Origin of the sequence: Peptoniphilus olsenii, from assembly GCF_040545475.1 — a bacterium.
Classification (GTDB): Bacteria; Bacillota; Clostridia; order Tissierellales; family Peptoniphilaceae; genus Peptoniphilus_A; species Peptoniphilus_A olsenii.
The window spans coordinates 198,557-221,194 of record NZ_JBEPMA010000002.1 but is presented as its reverse complement, the minus strand read 5'-3'; the positions used below and the strand labels follow the sequence as shown (position 1 = coordinate 221,194).

The following is a 22,638-nucleotide window of genomic DNA, read 5'->3' as shown; positions in this document are numbered from 1 at the left end:
AAAAAGAATATGGAATTTGATAGAGATAGATTTAATGAATTTATTCGAGAAAATTTTTCTTTTGATGGTAATACTCAGAGAATAATCAACAATATAGTTGAATATGGAATTAAAAATTTTGCCACTTCAGAAGATAAATTAGTTGAATTTATTCAGACTACAATCGATGATCCAACAGTTGAAGAAATAAAACAATTTATTATTAGTGATGGAAAGGAAGAAGAAATAAAAGATTTAACAGATAAGAAAGAAAAAAATAGAAATGGAGGAATAAAAATGAATATAAAAAAGGGAAATGTAATTGAAACTGAATTTGGAGACACTATGGTATTGGATGTGAAAGATAATCAAGCTACCTTATTTGACGGAAATCAATTTATTTTAGCCACAGGAGTAGAGTTTAATAAAGAAAGTGGAAAGTATGAATGGGATTCTGTTAGATACGCAAGTGATATAAGAACAATAGCAAATATGGAAAATACAAATTTTGAAAGCATGAAAAATACAATAGATTTTTTAGCAGAATATAATCATAAAGAATTTGTAAAAGGTATTATATCCCTTGAAACAGGAGTAGAAAATGAAAATGTTCTTAATAATGCCTATGATAATTATATGAATGATTCAGTTATGGGCCTTATTGATGAAAAGTTTATTGAATATATAGACGAAGAAGAGTTAAAAGAAAACTTAGAAGTTAATCAAGAACGAGGAGATAAAGCAATGAAAGATATAGATAATAAAGAAAAGGATACATTAAATATAGATGGAAATATAGCAACTGATATAGAAATTAAAGATTTAAAATCAAAAGATGGGAGGGACTTTAAAGTAGCCTCCTTTTCTATTGCTGAAAATGACAAGGAAGGAAATGCAAAATTCATCAACTGCTACGCCTATAATGACAAAATCAATCAAGTAAAAAATTTGAAAAAAGGAGATTTTGTACACCTATTTGGCAAAGAAAAGAAAAGTATAGGAAAGGATAATAAGGAATACACAAGTCTAAAAGTTTACTCTGCAAAGTTATTAAAAGCTAAAGAGCATACTAAAGCAAAAGCATCAACAATAGGGAAATTAAAGGAATTTAAGACTAAAGGGGATATGAAAGTGGATGAAAAGAAGAAAAAGGATAATAGCATAGAAAGGTAAAAGATTATAGGGGGCAGGTTTTAGGATTGCCTTTATTTTTTTGATAAGTTTGCAATATCGGTTATACATTAATATTCTTAATATAATAATGTATAAACATAACAACAAGTTTAAATCAAAAAACTATTAGTAGATAATTAAAATTAATCAGCAATGATCATTAATTTTCATATATGTAATTTTATTTTTGCAATTGATATTAATATATATGATAAAATTTCAAAGTTTTGCGAAATTACGTAAACTTAACAGAATTAGAAAATTGTCCTTGAAATAAACTTTTAGAAGAATCAATTATTCAATATCGTAAATATAGAAAAATAAGACAAAAGTAAGCTGACAAAAATAAGATTAAATAATATTATAAAGACAGTACAACAAAAGTTGTATTTGCGTTGTTTACTAAGATTTAGAAAGGAGAACTTTTATGAAATCAGTTAATGAAGTGAAACTTTGGACGGAAGTTGAAATTGAAGAGCTTGAAGAAAGAGAAGAATATATTTCTTGTTTGTGTTGTTGGAGAATTTAGTATAATTTAACGTTTTTAGCTTTAAAGTTGTGAAACTTAATTAGTGAACAACGCAAAAAAATATGGCGGTGTTGTTATTATTAATGGCATCGCCATAATACTACACATTAGGAGGACTAAACATGGCTATATTAACAAAATATATTTCGTTTTATAATATTAACGAAGAAAATGAATTGATGGTGAATGCACTTTCTGGTGCTATTGATATTATAGATTTGGAAACGAAATCTATAATTCATAAGTTTAGTGAACAAGATAACATTAAAGCTTTGAATGCTAGAGAAAAAAATATATATGATTCTTTGAAGAAAAGAGGATATATATTTGAAGATAGAAATCATGAGTTAAATGAGATGAAACGACAAATGAAAATTCATGAATATTTATGTGATATATCTGTGATTCATGTTATTTGTCCTACTATGTTTTGTAATATGAATTGTGTATATTGTTTTGAACCTTCTAAGGTTAGAAATCAACAAAAAGTTATTAGTGATAATCAATGTCAGTCTATTTGTGATTTTATATATAAAGTAAAAGAGAATAAACCAAATATAAAGCATCGAATTCAATTATTCGGGGGAGAACCTATTCTTCCTATTACCAAAGATATAAATATTAAAATTTTGTCGTTTGCTGAAAAAAATAATATTCCGGTCAGTATAATAACAAATGGAAGTCATGTGGAAAACTACATAAATATTTTTAAAAGATTTGAAAATACGATAGATTCCGTACAGATAACTATTGACGGAATTAAATTAATTCATGATTCTAGAAGAGTTTATAAAAATGGGAAAGGAACATTTGACGATATAGTTAATGGATTGGATTTATTAGTAAATACTAAAATAAGGCAAATAAATTTAAGAGTTAATATAAATCAGTATAATATTAACTACTTAAAAGAGCTTGAAGATTTTTTAAAATCAAAAAAATGGATAGATAGCCCTAATTTTAGATTCGATTTAGCACCTGTGACAGATCATACTGCAGATAATGCTGTGGACACAATATCGGAAGATGAGATTATAAAAAAATTAAATGAAAAGTTTCCAAATTATATGGAAAATAGATTATCAATGTTTAGAGTAATATCTCATATAATGAGAGGAACTTCTGAGAATGCAAAAAAAGATTTTGCAAAATACACGTATTGTGAAGCTAATAGAGGACAATATTATGTGTATGATCCAGAGGGTAACATATATGCGTGTCCTGAAGCAATAGGAAATCCCCAATATGCTATAGGATTTTATAACGATGAAAGAGTTAGTCTTAATAAAGAGGCATATTCAATATGGAGTAATAGATGTATATTGAACATTGATAGATGTTTGGATTGTGAAATTGCTCCGTTCTGTGGCGGTGGGTGTGCCTACGCAGCTATAAAAAATAATGGTGATATTAATGACCCTTATTGTAATAATGCTAAAGAAGTTTTAAGAGAATATATAAATTCGATTAAGTATAAATTTTTAGAGATGTAAATATGGTAGAAAATTTAAAGACTAATCATTACGTTAAAGAATATCTAGATGATGGAAGACTACTACTTAGTTTTGATAACGGGAAAAGGGTAAGAGTTACGCCAATTGTAGAAGAAATAATTAAAAAATTTGATGGTACAAAAAGCATAAATAAAGTAAAAAATGAATTAAATAATGAAGGATTTGAGATATCAGAATCAGAATTAGAAGATTTAATAAATAATAGATTAATAATGACTGGGGTATTTAGCGAATATAATGAAAGTAGTCAATATAAATTTTGGTTTCATTTACCAATAATAGATGGTGATAAACTAAAAATGATATTACCTGGATTTATATTTAAACCAACACTTATAATAATTTTGAGTATAATTTATTGTGTAATATCTCTAAAATATATAAAGGAATTTAATTGGATATATTTTATTAACGGAATAAACAGTATTAATTATTTTCTATTTTTTATATCATTTGGTTTAATCTTCGTAGTTCATGAACTAGGACATATATATTCATCTAAGTCACTTGATTGTAAAGTTGGTAATATTGGTATAGGAGTATATATGTTTAGACCTGTTATGTATGTTAACCTAAGTGATTCATGGAAATTAAGTAATAAAAAAAGGTTAATCATAGATTTTGCTGGGATTTATTTACAAATGCTTGTTGGATTATTTATGTATTTTTTTTCGGCAGTAATGATCCGAAATAACACTATGGATGCTCTAATTATATTTAACTTAATTCTTATAATATTTAATTTGAATCCATTTTTAAGATTAGATGGATATTGGATTTTGTCAGATTTTATTGATGAACCGAATATTCATGGTAGATCCATGAAATTATTAAATTATATTTATAATGAAAAAATATATAATAAAAGGAAAGCATATACAATGGAAAGTAGCAAGTGTGTGAAAGTTTATTCTTTGATGTATGCATTAGTGAATTTGACATTAATAATTTTTGGGATTATTAGAGTATTAGAAGTGGTTTTTGGAAAGAGAAATTTACTGGAATCAATTCGTTTACTTTTTTATGGAGAATTGTTTCTATTTCAAAGAATCAAAATTGGAGCAAATTTAATTATAGATATAATATCTTTAGTTTACATATCTTTATTGTTTGTTAAAATCATAAAAAAATATAAAAAATAGTTAGAACATGGGGGGGCTATATGAATGTAAATAAAAATAAGCAAGTTATTATATATTACTTTACTGCTTTAATATCAGGGTTTTGTATAATGGGAATTGAAACAAGTGCGACAAGAATATTATCTCCTTATTTTGGCTCAACAACTCTAATTTGGTTAATTGAAATTAGCTTAATAATGATTTGTATAGGAATTGGGAATTATTTTGGGGGTAAACGTGCAGATAAATTAGTAAAAACAAGAACTTGTGAGGAAAGGATTGTTAAAAATTTATTAATATCTTTTTTGTTCATATGTACGGTACCACTAACGTCTAAAATAGTTATAATGGGGTCAATAATATTGGCTTCTGAAGTGCAATTAGGGAATATAATTATGATATCTTCTATTATTTGCAGCATAGTATTATTTAGTGTTCCATTAATTTTTATGGGGACAATCTCTCCACTGCTAGCAAAAATAAGTATAACTTCTTTAGATGAAACTGGAAATGTAATGGGAAATTTATATTTATTCAACATATTTGGATCTGTGTTAGGAACAATGATACCAATTATATTAGTAATCCCCAAAATAGGCGTAAAAAGATCTTTTCTATTATTTGGAGCGGTACTAGCCATTATTCTGATATTATATAGCAAAAAAATAAAAAGGAACTTTTTATTAAATTCAATTATTTGTGTTTTATGGCTTTGTATGTCGTTATATTTATCAACAACAAGTCTAGCTTTTGATAAGCCTGTGCACGAAGAAGAGTCAGAATATAATTATATTAATGTATCACAAAATGATGATGGAAAATTAGCTTTAAAAACAAATGTATTTTTTGGCGCACAGTCAATAAAAGTTGATAAGAATAAAAAGAAATCAGGATATTATTATGACGAATTTGTTAAGATTAATAATTTACTTGATGATAAAGTCAAGCATAAAATCTTAATTATTGGTTATGGAACGGGAACTATGTCTACTTTGTTGCATAAAAATTTTGATAATTTTGAAGTTACAGGGATAGAAATAGATAGAAATATTGTCAACTTAAGAGAGCTTTATTTTAATAAAAGTGATGATAAAATTATAATTTCTGACGGAAGGAATTATTTAAATAGTACAGATGAAATGTATGATTTAATAATACTTGATGTTTATCAGAATATATCTATGCCAATAAACCTAACTACTAGAGAATTTTTTGAGGATTGTAAAGCGCATCTTAATAGAAATGGAATTATTGCATTGAATATAGGTTTAGGAAATAGCCTGAATTCTAATCTTGTGCTTGCCTTAAGTGGTACTTTGAAATGTGTTTGCCCTAATGTTTATAAATATAAAACCAAAAGTGACAATAATGTTATTGTATATGGTTCAGAAAAGAATTTAGAATTATCGTTAAAAGAGCAAAACAATAACCATCTTAAAGATGAGACTAAAAAGTTGTTTAAAGATTCTCAAAAAGTTGAAGATGTAAATAATATTTTATCTGATGATATTAATAATATTGAGAAACTTCAAGATGAAGAATTTAATAAAATAGTGAAAAATCAAATGAAGATTAGAAAGGATTGAGCGTAAATGGATGTAATTCAATTAGAAAATATTTCTAAAAAGTATAAAGAGACTATCGCTCTAGAGAATATAGATTTAAAAATAGAAAGCAATAGAATTTATGGTTTGATAGGAGTAAATGGAGCTGGGAAATCTACTTTAGTTAAAATAATTACTGGAAATATTTTTCCTACAAAAGGTTCTATAAAATTATTTAATAAATCTTTTTCAAAAGAACTGATAAAGAGTAGAGAACATATCAGTGCAACGATTGAAACTCCAAGTTTTTACTCCGGATTGACTGCAGAAGAAAATATAAGATTAGCTTGTATTGAACTTGGGATTGAATTTGGAATGGAGCAAAAGGAAATATTCCAACAACTAGAAATAATGGATAGCTTAAAAAAGAAAGCTAAAAATTTATCGCTAGGAACGAAGCAAAAACTTGGATTAGGAATAGCTTTTTTGAAAAATCCTGATTTATTGATTTTAGATGAGCCAACAAACGGAATCGATCCAATATCCGTATCAAAGCTAAGAAGAATTTTTAGAGATTTCATAGAAAAAGAAAATAAGACAATATTAATATCTAGCCACATATTAACAGAATTGTATGAGATAGCCACAGATTTCATATTTATAGATAAGGGGAAAATAATACAGGTGGTTTCAAAAACAGAATTAACGAAAGATTTAGACACATCTGTTATAGGATATAGAGATAATATCGAGGAAGTTTATAATCTATTGAAAATAGCATGCCCTGAAAGAGAATATAGATTAAAAAATAATACTTTAGAGGTTCGAGGCATATATTCAAAAGATGAAGAGCTAGAAATTATAAAAAAATTAAGACTAAATAACTGTAAAATAGAAATAAAAAGAGATAATTTAGAAACATATATGATAAAATTAGTGGAGGGAGACAATGAAGAACTTAATTAAATTTAATGCAGAAAGATTGAAGAAAGATAAGTTTTTTTATGTGCTAATTTTAAGTGTAACATTGTTATCAATATTAAGTGGATTTCAAGATACCGTACAGGGAAATATAAGCAGTGGGTATGAAGGTTTTATAAAATCTTATTCAGATATATTTATGTCATTTTTCATTGCGGTTTATTGTGGATATTTTATAGGTAGTGATTTTTCTTCAAAGATTATACAAAGACAGATTTCTTCAGGAATTAGTCGAAAAGACATTGTAATATCAAAATTGATTGTATTGATGATTGCTTCTTTTATAATTGTTAACTTGTATCCAATTATAGTAGGAATAATGGGGAGCTTAAAGTATGGATTTTTACCAATCAAAGACTATAATAATATTCTTGAAATTGTAAGAATAATAATTATTTCTAATTTATGCTTTATGTCTTTAACGAGTATTTATTCTTTATTAGGATTTGCAACCCAAAGTATCGGGGAAACAATAGGGATCTCTTTAGCAATTCCAGTAGTAATATCAATGTTACAGGGAATAATACCTATAGAATTTATAAAAAAAAGTATTACATTTTTTCCGCTATCTCAAATAAAAAATGTAATTATAAATAAAAACTTTATAGACGGAACTCTTAGACCTACAACTATATCCCTAATAGTCTTTTTTATTATGATTACAATAACAATATTAATATTTAGAAAGTCAGATATTAATTAAAAATAACATGATAAATGGAAGGTACTGTATATGATAAATAGAAAAAGTGTATTATTAGTTTTATGTATAATAGTTCAAGGTGTGATTAGTTATTTCGTCCTTAGTCATTTGGGAAATAATAGCATTTATAATATACAACTATTCTCTTTGTGTTTATTTACAGTATACGGATACATAAGCTATAAAATTTTGGTATTAGATAGAGTTAAGGAGACGATTAAAAATTTTATAATAGCTACTTTATGTATTAATATTTTTGTAGTAGTTGACGTTTTTGATTTTTTAAAAAGTAATATGTACACAACATTTAAGCTAATAACGGTGTTTGTAATTACAGCAAATTTACTCAAAGTCGTTAGTGCATATTTAATAGATATAAAAATACTTAATAAGATTATTATATTTTTTACAATTTTAGCTATATTGTTTGAGTCACTTGATTTAGGGTATGCAGAGATAATAAATTATATTTTGTATGTAATTATAACATTTGGTCCTTTTGTTATGGCATACAAGAAACGAAAGATATTATTTGAGTTTGGTGCAAAAATATATGGGGTAACATTTTTATTTATTGCCTCAATATTTATATATATATTTAGCGGAATATTTATAAATAACGCTAAGTTAGAAAAGCTGGAAATATACTTTTTGTTGAATTCAATATATTTGACTACATTATATTTCATACTACTAAAAAAACAAAATTCATCTAAAGTGATAAACAAAAATGAAATGCTCTTGATGATTATAGACTGTATGTTTTTATGTATATTTATAGTATTTGTAAATTTATTTGGACAAGGTCTAAGGAGAGTTATTTATATGGGGATAAGTCTAATAACAATATACAAAGAGAGTATGTTAATGTTTTACTTTTATTTTGAAAAACAGAAAGATCCAAATGGAGTGATAAGAAATAAAATACAGCAATACAATATAGAAAAGAATTATAACAAAAGAATTTCAAACTTTTTACATGATGATATATTACAAGATATAATAGCTATAAAAATGAATATTCTTTTAGGAGAAAAAGAATTTTTAGATGAGTCAATTAAAACAATAGATAAATTAATTGGAATTACAAGGTCCGAGATTGAATTATATAATCCTACAATTATTTATGATTTACCATTAGCAGACAATTACTATAATTTAATAGAATCTTTAAGGAACAGGTTTAACAAAAATGATATATTAATAGACTTAAATTGTGATAAAGAGTTTTTTGTAAATTATCCATACGATATGGTTATTTATAAGATTTTGCATGAATTATGTATAAATATATACAAACATTCAAAAGGAAATTATTCTGAGATTAATATAAAAACGGATAATAGAGAATTATATATTAGCGTAATCAATCATGAAGATGTATTTGATTATGAAAATATAAAGATAGGGAATGGAAGAGGATTAGAGATTATAAAAGATGAAATTGAAAAATTAGATGGGAAAATATTAATTGATCAGTTTTATGACAAAGTTGAACCATTCATTAAAATTAATGTAACTATACCTATAGAGGAGGAAGTGATCTGTGAAAATATTATTAATAGATGACCATACCATGTTTTCTAATAGTTTAAAATATAGTTTAGAGCGTGAAGAAGAAATAGATATTGTTGATTTGATTGATGATATTTTTAATTTGGGATCAATATTAGAAAAAAAAGAATATGATATTATTTTAATGGATATTAATTTGAGTAAAATGAAGGGCAATAAGGATGGATTAGAAGTTTCTAATGAGATATTAATAAAATATCCAAAACAAAAAATCGTTATGCTAACTGGATATGATTTAATAGGCTTTGAAGAGAAAGCGAAGGAAATAGGTACTAAAGGGTTCATATGCAAAGATGAGAATATCAAAGTTTTAGTAAAGAAATTAAATGATGTAGTAAATGGAGAGTTAATATTTAATGTAAACACTAACTTGAATTATGATTTGACAGAAAGAGAAATTGAAATTATTAATTTGTATTGTTCAGGGCTTACAAGAATGGAAGTCGCAAAGGAATGTAATATTTGTAAAAGTTCATTAGCGACAGCGTTAAATCGCATATACGAAAAATTGGGTGTTAGAAATTATCAAGAGATGGTTCATATTGCAATGAAATATGGATATGTAAAACCTGTATATTTTAAATAATAGAATTAAAAAGTTCTTTATTTAATAGAACTAATATTAAGGCACTCTTAGGAGTGACTGGGTAATATTTTATGTATATAAAAGATTAGAAATAAGATTAAATAAAATATCTAAAGTGTTAAATCGAATAATATCGTTCAGAGAAAGTGCAAGACTCACAAGAAACAATAGAAGATATTTTAGGTGAGACAGTGGAACAAATGTTAAAAGCAGAATTAGACGAGTACTTAGACTATGAATATGGTGAAAAATATTATCTTTAAGTATTAGAAATGGATCAAGCAAGAAATAGTAAAATCGTCCTGTGAAAACATAGATCTAAACATTTCAAAATGAAAGACTTAAAAATAATAGGAATGGAAAACTTTAATAGACAATTATTTAATAGACAATTAAGAGAAGTAACAAAAAACAAAATGATGTTTTTAAATGACCATGTTTTATAAAAAAAGTTTGTATTTAGAAGTGGTGGATGCTTCAAGTAAATGGACAAGCAGAATAAGCGGATTGGGTCAAATACTATCACAATTGATTTTATTTTTTGAAGATATAATCTAAAATTTATCCTTATTGGTTAATTGTGCCAAATTAGGTTACAAATATTTGAACCACAGAATTTAGTGATAAAAGTGCATTTTTTTTGATTAAGAAAAATAGCAGCTTACAGTCTATTGGGAAGAGCAGGTTTTACAGAACCAATTGAGAGAAAGTCATGATTACAGTACTTCGTAACCTATTTTCTAAATATCTTAAAAATATATTACTTATATTAACTCATTATTAATATACTTATCTGTATTTTTTCTTAATTGAGTAAGCTCGTAAATCAAGATGTTCTTATTGGAATATTCTACCATAAGGATATCTTTTTTACTTTTATATTCATCGTAAATATTTGATAGTTCTTTTATGCTTAAATTTTTATACTTGTTTTTGTCTAAAGTAGTTAATGACTTTTCGTATGTGATAATTTGAGTTCTATATTCTGCATAAAATTCTTTATCTTTAGAGTTTGATTTATAGATTTCATAAATAGATTTATTTATTTGTAAAGTGTTTAAAGCTTCAATTGCAGTATAGATTTCGTTCAAATCTTTTTCTATATTCTTAATTTCATTTAAAGTTTTTTGCCTATTAATGGCTTCTTGTTGAAGTTTATTTTCTAGATCTATATTAGATGTCAGCCCATACTTTCTGAGTTGATTTAAAGTATCAGCCATAGTATTCATATTGTGTTTCTTTGCCCATATTTCATAAGCTTCAGAAGATTGTATCTTTTTATTATTTTTTAAGTCTATTATATTGTCGACTTTTTTATATGTTTTCGTAGAAGAATCAAAATCAATTTTTACTGACTTTTTATTCATATTATTCTCGATTCTTTCCTTGATCTTTTCATTGGTATAATCTTTTCCAAGAGTAGTTTCTTTAGCACGAATAAATCGTCCTTTTTCTCCTTGCTCTTTATGACGAAAAGATATGTACTTGCCTAATTTGATTTCGTATCCATATTCTTCCATAGTTTTTAAAAAATTATCATAGCTATTAGACTTTTGAATAGCATGATCAATAGATATTTGAAGTCTATATTTCCAAGATGTCCCTTTTTTAAATTCCATATATTCCTTATATGATTTCCCATTAGTTTTATATTTATTTTTAAACTTCATATAGTCTTCATCTATAACAGATAACTTATATTTTCTACACAAGTCATCACTATAATTTCTAATTTGATGGTAAGATTTTTTATTGCTTTGATAGGCTTTACCTGTATCAAAAGAAACATTATTAAATAGAATATGGTTATGAATATGCTCCTTATCTACATGGGTTGTTATTACGTATTCATATTTTCCTTGTAGTACCTTCTCACATAATTCAATTCCAATTTTGTGTGCTTCTTCAGGTGTAGTTTCTCCAGGTGCAAAAGCTTGAATTAAATGTCTAGCTAAAACTTTTGCCTTAGAATTACATTCTATTTTTGTTTGTTCAAACTCTAAATGAGCAGTTATAGGGTTACAATTTAAAGATGAGATTAGAATTCTTTCGTCTGTTTTATTGCTATCCATAATATAATCAAGGGCGGCTTTTAAGGTAGATTTAATAGGATGAATTTTAGTAACAGCCATTATTTTTTCTCCGTATTAAAACTATTGGAATAGGTAAGAGAGTATATTTTTTTACGCATGGATAAAATATCCTTTGCTTGTTTTTCTAATAAGCTTTTTAAATCTTCTAAATCATCTTTATATATAATTGATGTAGTATTTATCCTTTTAGCAATTTGATTTATATTATTTGAAGTACGACTTATATTTGTTGACATTTCACGAAAGACATCCATATCTAGTACATAAATATCTTTTTCTAAAATACATTTCATAATAAATTGTCTAAGAGTTTTACACTTAGATGCTTTATATTTTTCATTTAGCAATTCTAACTCCTCATCAGATAACATTAAATAGATTCCGTTATGCCTAAATCTACTTGTCATAATTTAACCTCCTTGTCTATTATAGTTGTAGTAATAAAATACTACATTTTGTTCTCAATCCCTCTTTCTTATGGGATAATAATTGTATATATAGAGCTCGTAGTAAACCTCATTGAAGTTCGTCTACCTAATAAATTTATTAATAGAAATAAAAAAGAAAAACCTGTAAATTCAAGTAGGATTACTTGACTTACAGGTTTAATTTATTCTATATATTTCGTCTGGAAATCTCCTGATTTAATTTTTTTATTATTTATATTTTATCATTTTTTGAGATAATATTCAAGTTTACGTTGAAGCTATTATAAGCGTTTGTTGCTGAATTTAATTATTATAAATTTAGGGGTTTGGGGATATTCCCCAACAAGTAAAATGGAAAAAATAAGCGATATGATCGTAGTATTCTTATTCCATTTTTAGTAAGTGCATATGCACTTACTGTGCTTGCTATTTTTGCTATTTTTGCTATTTTTGTTATTTTTGCTATTTTTGTTTAATAAAAATACACTATTTTATGATAACTTGAATTTTAAAAAATTAAAAAATTTACTTTGAAATAGATACTTTTACAACTATAATAATATGTATGATGTTAAAAAATATTTTAAATTATCATATTTAAAAATATTTAATTAAATTCTTAGTTACTAACAATTTAAGAGGGGGAGAAATTTATTTTACACAGGGAATTTGCTGAAGAAAATTATTTAGAAGCCATATATATTTTATCTTTGGAAAATGAAGAGGTTAGAAATATAGACATTGCTAACTATTTGGATTACAAAAGACCGACGGTTACAAGAATGCTAAAAAAACTTGACAATAAAGGCAGGATAATTTATGGAGATGATAAAATAGTTCGTTTAACAGACGAATCAAAAATATTTTGTGAAAAGATGTATAAAAAACATATGTATCTTACTAGCGTATTCATTAAACTTGGAGTTAATCCTAAACAAGCAGAAAGTGAAGCTTGTCTTATAGAACACGTTATATCAGATGAAACGTTTAAAAAATTAAAAAAACATTTTAATGAAACCTTATAATGAATAGCATAGATAACTTTTAAATAAGTTTTTTATGCTGTTTTTTTTAATTATTTAACAAAAAAGTTCAAAATACCATTGATAAATATTATCAAATAGTATATAATGAATTAAGGTTAGCTGTTGCTAACAAAAAATATTTTAAAAGGTGAATTTATGTCAAAAAATTTTGAAATGCTAAATAAAGAATTAGACGAAAATAATATTAAAGCTAGTCTTGTTATATTTCCGTTTGCAGGAGGTGGAGTATCTGCATTTAGAAATTGGAAATATGAATTTGAAGATGTAAGGGTATTTGTTGCTCAATATCCAGGAAGAGAAAATAGATTTTCTGAAAAGGCTACAAGTGATATTAATATTTTAGTTGAAACATTATTCAATGATATGAAAGAAAATTTTGATTTTGGAAAACCTTACTATTTATTTGGACACAGTATGGGAACAAAAATTGTTTATGAAATAGCCTTAAAGATCAAAAATTCAAGTTATGAAAATCCAAGAGGAATAATAATTTCAGGTGGACGTGCTCCAGTGTATAAAGAACCAAATCCAATCTATCACCTTGATGACGAAGGTTTTATAGAAGGGCTAAGAAGATATGAGGGAACCCCGAAAGAGATATTAGATAATAAAGAATTGATTTCAATTTTTTTACCGACACTTAGAGCAGATTTTGTAATAGACGAAGACTATCAAGATACAAAACATGAAAAATTAGAAAGTCCCATACTTGGCCTTATGGGAGATAAAGATCAAGAAATGAAATTAGAAGAACTTAAAAAATGGCAAGATTATACAACAAAAGAATTCGTCTATAAATATATAGATGGCAAGCATATGTTTGTAAATACATCAACTGATATGGTTATAAGGGAAATAAAAAGCTATATTAATGAAAACGTTAAAAATAATTAAAATTACAGAACTAACAAAATTTGACATTAATGAGGTAGTTCAATTTATACATGATGATTGTATAGCAGTAGTTGCTGTAGAAACAAATAGTTATGGAATTATAAGTGAATGTATTCCATATTTAAGTAAAGATCAAATTGAAATTATGTGGAAGTATAGAAAAGAAAGTGACAGAATTAATTATGCTGTAACAAAAGCAATAGTAAACTTGCTATTTTCTAAAATTGAGAAACTAAAATTCGAAGAGATTAGATGGCGTTACGGTAAATATAATAAACCATATATTAGAAATCATTTGAATTTACATTTTAATATATCACATACCACAGGATTTTCAATAGTAGCTTTCTCAAGAAATGATATAGGAGTTGATATTGAAAATATAGAAAGAAATATAGATTATAGTGAAATTAAGAATAATTTTTTTATTAACAATGAAAAAATATTAGGTTTGAAAGACTTTTACAAATATTGGGTTTCTAAAGAAGCTTATTTAAAATATAAAGGAGTCGGTTTAATTCAAAATTTGGAAACAGTTGATGTTATTAATAAAAATAATAATGTAATGAAAGTTATAGATAAAGAAAATAATATTCAAAAGGAGATTTTGATTTTTGAAAAAGAAAAATTTGTTTTTGCGTTATGCTATTAAAAAGGTAGGGCAAATATTATGAATTTAGAGATTAAGAGACAATTAATCAACTTTTATGATAAAGATGTTTGGGAGCATCTAACTGTTGGCGAACATTTGAAAATGTGGTCAAATACATACGCCGATAGAGTAGCAGTTGTAGATGAAAATGAAGAATTGACATATAGACAACTTAAAGATGAAGTGGATTGTTATGCTAATGGACTTTTAAATCAAGGCTTCTGTAAGGGAGATAAAGTATTATTTCAACTTCCTAATAGCAAAGAATTCATTATAATTTTATTTGCAATGATGAGTATAGGAGTGATTCCTGTAATTATCTTGATGGGTCATAGATATTCAGAAGTTAAGGGAATTTTAAATAAAACAAATGCAAAAGCATATATTGGAATTAACAGGTACTTAGGATTTTCATATGAAGATATGGTGTCTAATATTATAGAAGATACGAAAGAAGATTTACAAGTTTATTTGATTGGCGAAACAGAGAAATATGAGAAGTTATGTACCTTAAGACAAAATAGAAAAAATAAATTTGTTGAAGAATTAGAGTATAAGGAAACGGCTATATTTTTATTGTCAGGAGGTACAACCGGATTTCCGAAACTAATACCTAATAGGCATTGTGAATTTATATATTTAGCAAAAGAACTGGCAAATGCAACAGATATGAATGAAGATACAGTGTATTTGGCAGCTTTACCTATGAGCCATAAATTTGCACTTTGTTGTCCGGGAATGATTGGGACATTGTCAAAAGGTGGTAAGGTGGTTACTTGTAGAGTATCCAGTCCTGATGAAATAATACCTTTGATTGAGGAACAGGAAGTTAGCATTATGGCATTGGTACCTACTTTAGCTAATATGTGTATAGAATATCTTAAAAATGATGATGCTGATATCAGCAGTTTGAAGTATATACAGATAGGTGGATCTGTTCTTGATTCTAACTTAGCAAAAAAGATTCAGGAAGAATTTAATTGTAAATTATTGCAATTGTATGGCATGAGTGAGTCGTTGATTACTTGCTCTAGGGTTTTGGACGATGATTATGACAGATTACATACTCAAGGGAAGAAGTTAAGTGAGTTTGACGAAGCTCGTATTGTTGATGAAAACGGGAAAGAGGTTCCTGATGGAGATTTTGGAGAGCTAATAGTTAGGGGACCATATACTATTTTGGAATATTATGATTCATCAAAACTAAATGATACTCAGTTTACAGAAGAATGTTTTTTAAGAACAGGAGATAGAGCCGCTAAGTTATATGGAGACAATTATAAAATTGTTGGTCGTGTGTTGGAGATTATAAATCGTGCTGGAGAAAAAATAGTTCCTTCTGAGTTGGAAAATATTTTGCTTACAAATAAGAATATTAGAGAAGTGCAAATTGTTGGCATACCCGATGAGACTCTCGGAGAAAAAATAGGTGTATTTATTTTGAAGGGGAGTACCGTTCTTACACTTAGAGATATAAGGAATTATTTGGTAGAAAGAGGACTTGCTTCTTTTAAGTTACCGGATGAAGTACAGTATGTTGATCAATGGCCATTAACAAGCGTTGGAAAGGTAGATAAAAGTAAATTAAAACAACAAATGATTAAATAGATAAGGAGGCTACAATATGGAAACATATCAAACTAGACAACAGGCAGTACGACTTCTTGATGAAGTGTTACAAGCAAACTTAGATGGATTTAAACCTTCAGGAAAAGACAATTTGATTGAAAAGGGTTTAGGCTCTATCCAAATCATGCAAATAGTTTCAGAGCTTAAAAAATTAGGGTTAAAATTATCGTTTGCAAAACTAATGGAAAATCCTACACTTGAAGATTGGATTAGACTTATTGAAAAAGCAAATATTAAAAATATTGATAAAAAGACTGAATCAAGAGAAAAGAATATTTCGGAAGAGTTCCCTTTAACGGATGTACAGTATGCTTATTTTGTAGGGAGAGAAGAAGATCAGGTTCTAGGTGGTGTTGGGTGTCACGCATACTTAGAAATTGATGGACAAGAGATTGTAACAGATAAATTAACTGCTGCTTGGAACTGTTTACAAATGGAAAATCCAATGCTTAGAGCAAAATTTAACCGTAATGGTACTCAGCAAATTATGGAAGAACCATACTCAAAAGAAGTTAAAATTTTTAATTATACTTCACTATCTGAAGAAGATGCAGACATAAAACTATTGGAAATGAGAAAAGAAATGTCTCATAGAAAATTTGATATAGAAGTTGGAGAAGTAGCTAGCCTTAGCATTGCGTTACTAAAGGATAAAAAACATAGAATATTTTTAGATATTGATATTCTAGTTGCAGATATAATGAGCATAGGCATTATAATGAGTAGACTTGTAGAGCTGTACTGCGGAGAAGATAAAGTTTCAATAGATAGCAATTATACTTTTAAAAATTATCTGGAGGAACGAAAAATAGATGACGAAATATACAAAAAAGATAAGGAATTCTGGAAGAAAAAAATTGAATCCAGTTTTCCTTTAGAGGCATCTAACTTACCCATTAACAAAAAACCAGAAATGATTGAAAAAGTGGTTTTTTCAAGAAGAAAGAAAATTATTAGCAAAGAAAACTGGATTAAGATTAAAGAAAATGCATATAAAAATAAAGTTACCCCATCAATGGTTCTGTTATCAGCATATTCAATGATTATTGAAAGATGGACAAATCAAGAAAAATTTGTGATCAATGTGCCATTATTCAATAGAGATGTAAATGATAATAGTGTTAAAAGAATGGTTGCAGATTTTACTAATCTTCTATTAGTTGAGTGTGAAAGAAAGAATGAAAAATTTTTAGATAGAGTGAAAACTATATCTGGCACATTTTTAGAAAATGCCTCTCACAGCTCATACTCTGGAGTGCAGGTACTAAGAGATGTTTATAAAGAAGTTGGAAAAACTATCAATATTGCACCTGTGGTGTTTGCTTGTAATATAGATTATCCTTTAGAGACTCAGGAAACAAGAAAAATATTCGGGAAAATAAACTATATGGTATCACAAACTCCACAAGTTTGGCTCGATTTTCAAACTTATTTAGTAGATGATGAGATTGTATTATGCTGGGATGTGGTTGATGAATTATATCCAGATGGAATGATTGATGATATGTTCGACTCTTTATACACTTTATTACAATCATTAAGTGATAATGAAAATTGGTATAGATTGCCTGAAATTCTTCCGTTGAATCAGATTGAAGATAGAGAAAAAGAATTAAATAATATTTTGCCTTTGAGTTACCCTAAACAAACTCTCTATACAGAATTTCTTGATAGGATTAAAGTAAACCCGGAAAAAGTTGCTATCGTGGATGCACAATCCGGTATTGAATTAACTTATGGAGATTTATACAAAAAGGCGTTAATTATTGCAACAAATTTAATTTCTTTTGGAGTAAAAAAGAATGACTACGTGGGAATAACATTGCCAAGGGGATATAGTCAAATAGTTGGTATTTTAGGAATTTTATTTGCTGGCGCAGCATATGTTCCTATCGGTATTAATCAACCCAACGAAAGAAGAAGAAAAATATATGAACAGATAGGAATAAAACATGTCTTATCCAATAAAAATACAATAAGGGATTTTAATTTAGATGATACAGATATCACATTTGTTGATATGGATCAATCAACTATTCAAAGTATAATTGAAAAACCTGTCAATATTAGTCCGTTTGATACAGCCTATGTAATTATGACATCAGGAACGACGGGAATTCCTAAAGGTGTGGAAATTGCACACAATAGTGCTGTTAATACAATCAATGACTTAAATGAAAGATATGAAGTAAATGCCAATGATAGCGTAATAATGGTATCAGCAATTGATTTTGATTTATCAGTTTATGATATTTTTGGAATATTATCGGCTGGAGGAACCATCATTACTTTAGATGATAATAATTTCAAAGATCCGGAACTTTGGTTAAAACTTATTGAAAAATATGAAGTAACAATGTGGGATTCGGTGCCAATTCTTTTTGATATGCTAGTAACTATGGCAGAGGGTAAAGATGTTTCTATTCCATTGAGATTAGTTTTTCTTTCTGGAGACTGGATTGCAACAACATTACCTAAAAGATTTTATAACAGAAGCAAAAATTCTCTTGTAGTTGGAATGGGAGGAGGAACAGAGGCTTCCATTTGGTCAAATTATATCAATATTCCAAAGGAAATACCTAAAAATTGGATTTCTATTCCATATGGAAAAGCGTTAAAGAACCAAGTCTATAGAGTAGTTGATGGTTTAGGAAGAATATGTCCTAACTATGTTAAAGGAGAATTGTTAATTGGTGGGGTTGGTGTTGCAAAGGGATATAGGGGAGATAAGGAATTAACAGAAAAGAAATTTGTAGAATCGGATGGAGTTAAATGGTATAGAACTGGAGATGCTGGAAGAACATGGAATGATGGAACTATTGAATTTTTAGGAAGGCTTGATAATCAGGTAAAAGTTAAAGGGCATCGAATAGAACTTGGAGAAATTGAAGATGCTTTAATTGGAAATCCTAAAATTAATAAAGCTGTTGTTGATGTTATTAAGATAGGCACTAATAATCAATTGGTCGCATTTATTGAAAGTAATGAGAGTAAGGATCATACATTAACTAGATTAAGTAGTAATGAAAAAATAAATAAACTGAAATCTGAATACATTGATTATGATGAGTATCTAAATAGTGAAAATAATATGGTTTTAGGTTTGATATTTTCTATTTTCATGGATTTGGGTATTAGTCAAGGAAAAAGGTATTCTTTTGATGAAATAATGAAATTTGGAGAAATAGATATAGGATACGAATTGCTCGTAAAAAGATGGCTATTATTATTGCAAGAGCATAGTATGATAAGTTTAGAAGACGGTATTTACTTATTTAAAAAAATAGATATAGCATTAGACACAACAGTCAACCTAGATAATTTCAAAAATAATGTGGTAGATATTATACAGGGTAAGAAACAAGCTATTGATGTGTTTTATGCTTCTGAATCTAAACTTAGTCCTTCCAGACTTTTGAGAAAACTGAAAAATTATAGAGAAAATATAAATGAACTTATTGAAACTATAAAGATGGTATTTGATGGCAAAAATAAAAAGCTTAAGATTTTAGAAATAGGTGGAAGAAATAGCGAATTAACAGAAGAGGTAATTACAAACTTTGAAGATAAAATCGAAAAATATGTTTATACGGACAATTCACTATATTTTGCAAATGAGTTTGAAGACATAAAAAATAAATATACTTGTTTCGAGTTTATAAAAATAAATTCTTCAAGTAAGTATTTGGAAAATTTTAAAACGGAAAATTTTGATATTGTCATATTATATAATTCACTACATCGTTCTCATAATATTTCAGATATGTTGCGTAATATAAAAACCATATTATCTCCTATGGGCGTTGTGATTGGAACTGAAATAAATGATGAATTATTATTACCAGAAATTAGTGCATCTGTATTAGAACGTGGTTTTATTGATTTTGATTTGTTAGAGCGTAATGGAAAAATTATTCCAAATATTAAAAACATTAAAAATGCAAGTGAAAATTGTAAATATAAAATTGAGTATTTATCTAATGAGACTGAAATTAACAAAATGGGAAGTATGATATATGTTCTTAAAAATAACAAAATAGATGTTGAACAAGATGAATTAATTAAATTTTTAAAGAACAAGCTTCCTGAATACATGATTCCATTTGAATTTGTAATAGTAGGAGAAATGCCTTTAAATAAAAATGGTAAAATTGATAGAAAAGAATTAAGGAAATTGATAGAAGGACATGATAATCAAGATTCTGGTTATGATAGCAAAAGTATTGAAGGTAAAAATGAAACAGAAAAGTATGATGAAATTACAAGGAAATTAGTCAATATTTATAAAGAAATTTTAAATGATATGAATGTATTATCGACTTCTAATTATTTTCAATTAGGAGGAGATTCTCTTACAGCGACGAAAATTGTTTCCGAAGTACAGAAAGAATTGTGTGTACAAATATCAATTGGAGACATCTTCAAATATCCTGTTTTGAGAGAACTTTCAGAGTATATTAAAAAAATTGACAAAAAGAGAAATTTATCATTTCAAAAAATTATACCTGATGTTGAAAATATAAATGAGCCATTTCCATTAACGGATGTGCAATTTGCATATTGGATAGGAAGAAACAAAATGTATTCTTTAGGTTCAGTAGCAACACATTGTTACTTCGAATTAGATTGTTTGAATATTGAGCCTAATAAACTTCAAAAGATAATAAATGATATGATTAAGTATCATTCTATGTTAAGGGCGATAATTTTAAACAATGGAACACAACAGATATTGGAAAAAGTTCCACCATTTATGTTAGATATTAATAACTTATCATGTCTTAATAAGGTTGAACAAGAGGAAGCTTTAAAATTGACTAGAGATATTATGTCTCACGAAATATTAAAGATAGATAAATGGCCTATATTTAATTTCAAACTTAGCATTTTAGATGAAATTAAATCCAGACTCCACATTAGTTTAGATAATATTATTTTAGACGGTTGGAGTATGTTCTATATTCTAGATGAATTGAAATTAAGATATAATGATGAAAATTTTTATAAGGAATTACCAGATGTTTCATTTAGAGATTATGTTTTAGAAATTAGAAAAGTAAAAAACACATCTAAATATCAGGTTGATAAAAAATATTGGCTGAATAGATTGAATGGATTTTTGGAAGCCCCTAAATTTGAAATAGCAAAGTTAGAAAGTGATATAGAAGAACAAACTTTTAATAGAAGAGAAAAAATCATTGATTCTTATGGATTGAATAAATTAAAAGGAATCGCAAGAGAAAATAACATAACATTGACAATTTTATTAATAACATTATTTTCTGAAATAATTAGGAAATATTCATTAAATGATGAATTTGTATTAAATATTACACAGTTTAACAAGGAACAAATTCATCCGGATATAAATAAAATCATAGGAGATTTTACTAACCTAACATTTCTTGAAGTAAAAAATTGTACTAGCGATTCATTGCTAGAAAAATCCAAAATGTTGCAAAAACAATTATTAGAAGATACAAAACACAATTCATATAGTGCTGTAGAATTTGGAAGAGAATTAAGGAATAAATACTCTAACAATAGATATTCTTTAATGCCTATAGTATTTACAAGTGGATTAGGTTTGTCTGAAGGCAGGAAAGATACTTGGCTAGGAGAACTTGTATATAATATTTCTCAAACACCACAAGTTTGGCTTGATCATCAAGTTATGGAAATGGACGGCAAATTAAAAATAATTTGGGATTCCATTGATGAAATATTTACGGCACAGTTGCTAGATAGGATGTTTGAGTCTTATGGAAACTTATTGGATACTATAATAAATAATACCAATACGTTTTCCACTAAAATTAATTATAAGGAAAATAAAGATACTGAAAATAATGTATGTATTAGAGAAGACTTATCAGTTTATCAAAATAATGAACCTGATGAAGATATTCATAAATCAAACAAGAAAACAGAAGATAAACTGAACACTGAGTTACTTTATTCTATATCAGAAATTTGGAAAGAAATTTTAAAAATTGAAGAAATAAAAAAAGAAGATAACTTCTTTAAACTAGGAGGGAATTCTTTAAATATGATACAACTATCTAATACATTAATGGAACGATATGGCTTTCATTTAGAATTAGGAGAATTTATGGAAACTCCATATATTGAAAATTTGGTAATAAAGTTGATGGATTTTTTGAAATGATGTATTTGGAGAGAGGAACATT

The 22,638-nt window shown here is 26.9% G+C and carries 15 protein-coding genes; 13 read left to right on the top strand and 2 right to left on the bottom strand.

Features of this window, described 5'->3' with window-relative positions:
• The first annotated feature begins 9 nt into the window (after positions 1 to 9).
• From ABID14_RS03120 to ABID14_RS03085, 8 genes are all read left to right on the top strand, one after another.
• The gene (locus ABID14_RS03120; protein WP_354367068.1) at positions 10 to 1,152 is read left to right on the top strand and encodes a single-stranded DNA-binding protein; all 1,143 of its coding nucleotides are present in this window, start codon (positions 10 to 12) and stop codon (positions 1,150 to 1,152) included.
• Between the two features lie 651 nt (positions 1,153 to 1,803).
• Positions 1,804 to 3,174, top strand: coding sequence for a radical SAM/SPASM domain-containing protein (locus ABID14_RS03115; protein ID WP_004837843.1), 1,371 nt, complete (start codon positions 1,804 to 1,806; stop codon positions 3,172 to 3,174).
• 2 nt (positions 3,175 to 3,176) lie between these two features.
• On the top strand, positions 3,177 to 4,337 hold the full coding sequence (locus ABID14_RS03110; protein ID WP_008901386.1) for a site-2 protease family protein: 1,161 nt from the start codon (positions 3,177 to 3,179) through the stop codon (positions 4,335 to 4,337).
• A gap of 20 nt (positions 4,338 to 4,357) precedes the next feature.
• Positions 4,358 to 5,902: a spermidine synthase gene (locus ABID14_RS03105; protein ID WP_008901387.1), complete on the top strand. Its 1,545-nt coding sequence runs from the start codon at positions 4,358 to 4,360 to the stop codon at positions 5,900 to 5,902.
• A 6-nt stretch (positions 5,903 to 5,908) separates the two neighbouring features.
• Positions 5,909 to 6,826 (top strand): ABC transporter ATP-binding protein, encoded by a 918-nt coding sequence (locus ABID14_RS03100; RefSeq protein ID WP_008901388.1) that lies wholly within the window; start codon positions 5,909 to 5,911, stop codon positions 6,824 to 6,826.
• Complete coding sequence (locus ABID14_RS03095; RefSeq protein ID WP_033647424.1) at positions 6,810 to 7,544, top strand: ABC transporter permease; 735 nt, start codon at positions 6,810 to 6,812, stop codon at positions 7,542 to 7,544. The genes ABID14_RS03100 and ABID14_RS03095 overlap by 17 nt, the downstream gene beginning before the upstream one ends.
• Positions 7,545 to 7,691: 147 nt before the next feature.
• Complete coding sequence (locus ABID14_RS03090) at positions 7,692 to 9,113, top strand: sensor histidine kinase (protein ID WP_354367064.1); 1,422 nt, start codon at positions 7,692 to 7,694, stop codon at positions 9,111 to 9,113.
• Positions 9,091 to 9,705 carry a response regulator transcription factor gene (locus tag ABID14_RS03085; protein WP_008902753.1) on the top strand — a complete coding sequence of 205 codons (615 nt, stop codon included), beginning with the start codon at positions 9,091 to 9,093 and terminating at the stop codon, positions 9,703 to 9,705. The genes ABID14_RS03090 and ABID14_RS03085 overlap by 23 nt, the downstream gene beginning before the upstream one ends.
• Before the next feature lie 764 nt (positions 9,706 to 10,469).
• Here the strand turns inward: ABID14_RS03085 and ABID14_RS03080 are convergent.
• Together ABID14_RS03080 and mobC are read right to left on the bottom strand one after the other, a co-directional pair.
• Entirely contained in the window at positions 10,470 to 11,837 is a 1,368-nt protein-coding gene (locus tag ABID14_RS03080; protein ID WP_354367061.1) for a relaxase/mobilization nuclease domain-containing protein, read from the bottom strand.
• A complete protein-coding gene (mobC, locus tag ABID14_RS03075) occupies positions 11,837 to 12,205 on the bottom strand; it encodes a plasmid mobilization relaxosome protein MobC (protein WP_040349748.1) in 369 nt (122 codons plus the stop codon). Before mobC ends, ABID14_RS03080 begins: the two co-directional genes overlap by 1 nt.
• A gap of 674 nt (positions 12,206 to 12,879) precedes the next feature.
• Here mobC and ABID14_RS03070 point away from each other — a divergent pair.
• The 5 genes from ABID14_RS03070 (at position 12,880) to ABID14_RS03050 (ending at position 22,616) form a co-directional block, all read left to right on the top strand.
• Entirely contained in the window at positions 12,880 to 13,251 is a 372-nt protein-coding gene (locus ABID14_RS03070; RefSeq protein ID WP_209772480.1) for a metal-dependent transcriptional regulator, read from the top strand.
• A 156-nt stretch (positions 13,252 to 13,407) separates the two neighbouring features.
• The gene (locus tag ABID14_RS03065) at positions 13,408 to 14,166 is read left to right on the top strand and encodes a thioesterase II family protein (protein WP_099320402.1); all 759 of its coding nucleotides are present in this window, start codon (positions 13,408 to 13,410) and stop codon (positions 14,164 to 14,166) included.
• A complete protein-coding gene (locus tag ABID14_RS03060; protein WP_022620595.1) occupies positions 14,144 to 14,818 on the top strand; it encodes a 4'-phosphopantetheinyl transferase family protein in 675 nt (224 codons plus the stop codon). Before ABID14_RS03065 ends, ABID14_RS03060 begins: the two co-directional genes overlap by 23 nt.
• Before the next feature lie 18 nt (positions 14,819 to 14,836).
• Entirely contained in the window at positions 14,837 to 16,426 is a 1,590-nt protein-coding gene (locus ABID14_RS03055; protein WP_209772413.1) for an AMP-binding protein, read from the top strand.
• A 16-nt stretch (positions 16,427 to 16,442) separates the two neighbouring features.
• The gene (locus ABID14_RS03050; RefSeq protein WP_354367058.1) at positions 16,443 to 22,616 is read left to right on the top strand and encodes a non-ribosomal peptide synthetase; all 6,174 of its coding nucleotides are present in this window, start codon (positions 16,443 to 16,445) and stop codon (positions 22,614 to 22,616) included.
• Positions 22,617 to 22,638: the final 22 nt, after the last annotated feature.

Coding starts and splice junctions, on each gene's coding strand:
- ABID14_RS03120 (WP_354367068.1), top strand. CDS start 10: ATGGAATTTGATAGAGATAGATTTAATGAATTTATTCGAGAAAATTTT.
- ABID14_RS03115 (WP_004837843.1), top strand. CDS start 1,804: ATGGCTATATTAACAAAATATATTTCGTTTTATAATATTAACGAAGAA.
- ABID14_RS03110 (WP_008901386.1), top strand. CDS start 3,177: ATGGTAGAAAATTTAAAGACTAATCATTACGTTAAAGAATATCTAGAT.
- ABID14_RS03105 (WP_008901387.1), top strand. CDS start 4,358: ATGAATGTAAATAAAAATAAGCAAGTTATTATATATTACTTTACTGCT.
- ABID14_RS03100 (WP_008901388.1), top strand. CDS start 5,909: ATGGATGTAATTCAATTAGAAAATATTTCTAAAAAGTATAAAGAGACT.
- ABID14_RS03095 (WP_033647424.1), top strand. CDS start 6,810: ATGAAGAACTTAATTAAATTTAATGCAGAAAGATTGAAGAAAGATAAG.
- ABID14_RS03080 (WP_354367061.1), bottom strand. CDS start 11,837: ATGGCTGTTACTAAAATTCATCCTATTAAATCTACCTTAAAAGCCGCC.
- mobC (WP_040349748.1), bottom strand. CDS start 12,205: ATGACAAGTAGATTTAGGCATAACGGAATCTATTTAATGTTATCTGAT.
- ABID14_RS03065 (WP_099320402.1), top strand. CDS start 13,408: ATGTCAAAAAATTTTGAAATGCTAAATAAAGAATTAGACGAAAATAAT.
- ABID14_RS03060 (WP_022620595.1), top strand. CDS start 14,144: ATGAAAACGTTAAAAATAATTAAAATTACAGAACTAACAAAATTTGAC.
- ABID14_RS03055 (WP_209772413.1), top strand. CDS start 14,837: ATGAATTTAGAGATTAAGAGACAATTAATCAACTTTTATGATAAAGAT.
- ABID14_RS03050 (WP_354367058.1), top strand. CDS start 16,443: ATGGAAACATATCAAACTAGACAACAGGCAGTACGACTTCTTGATGAA.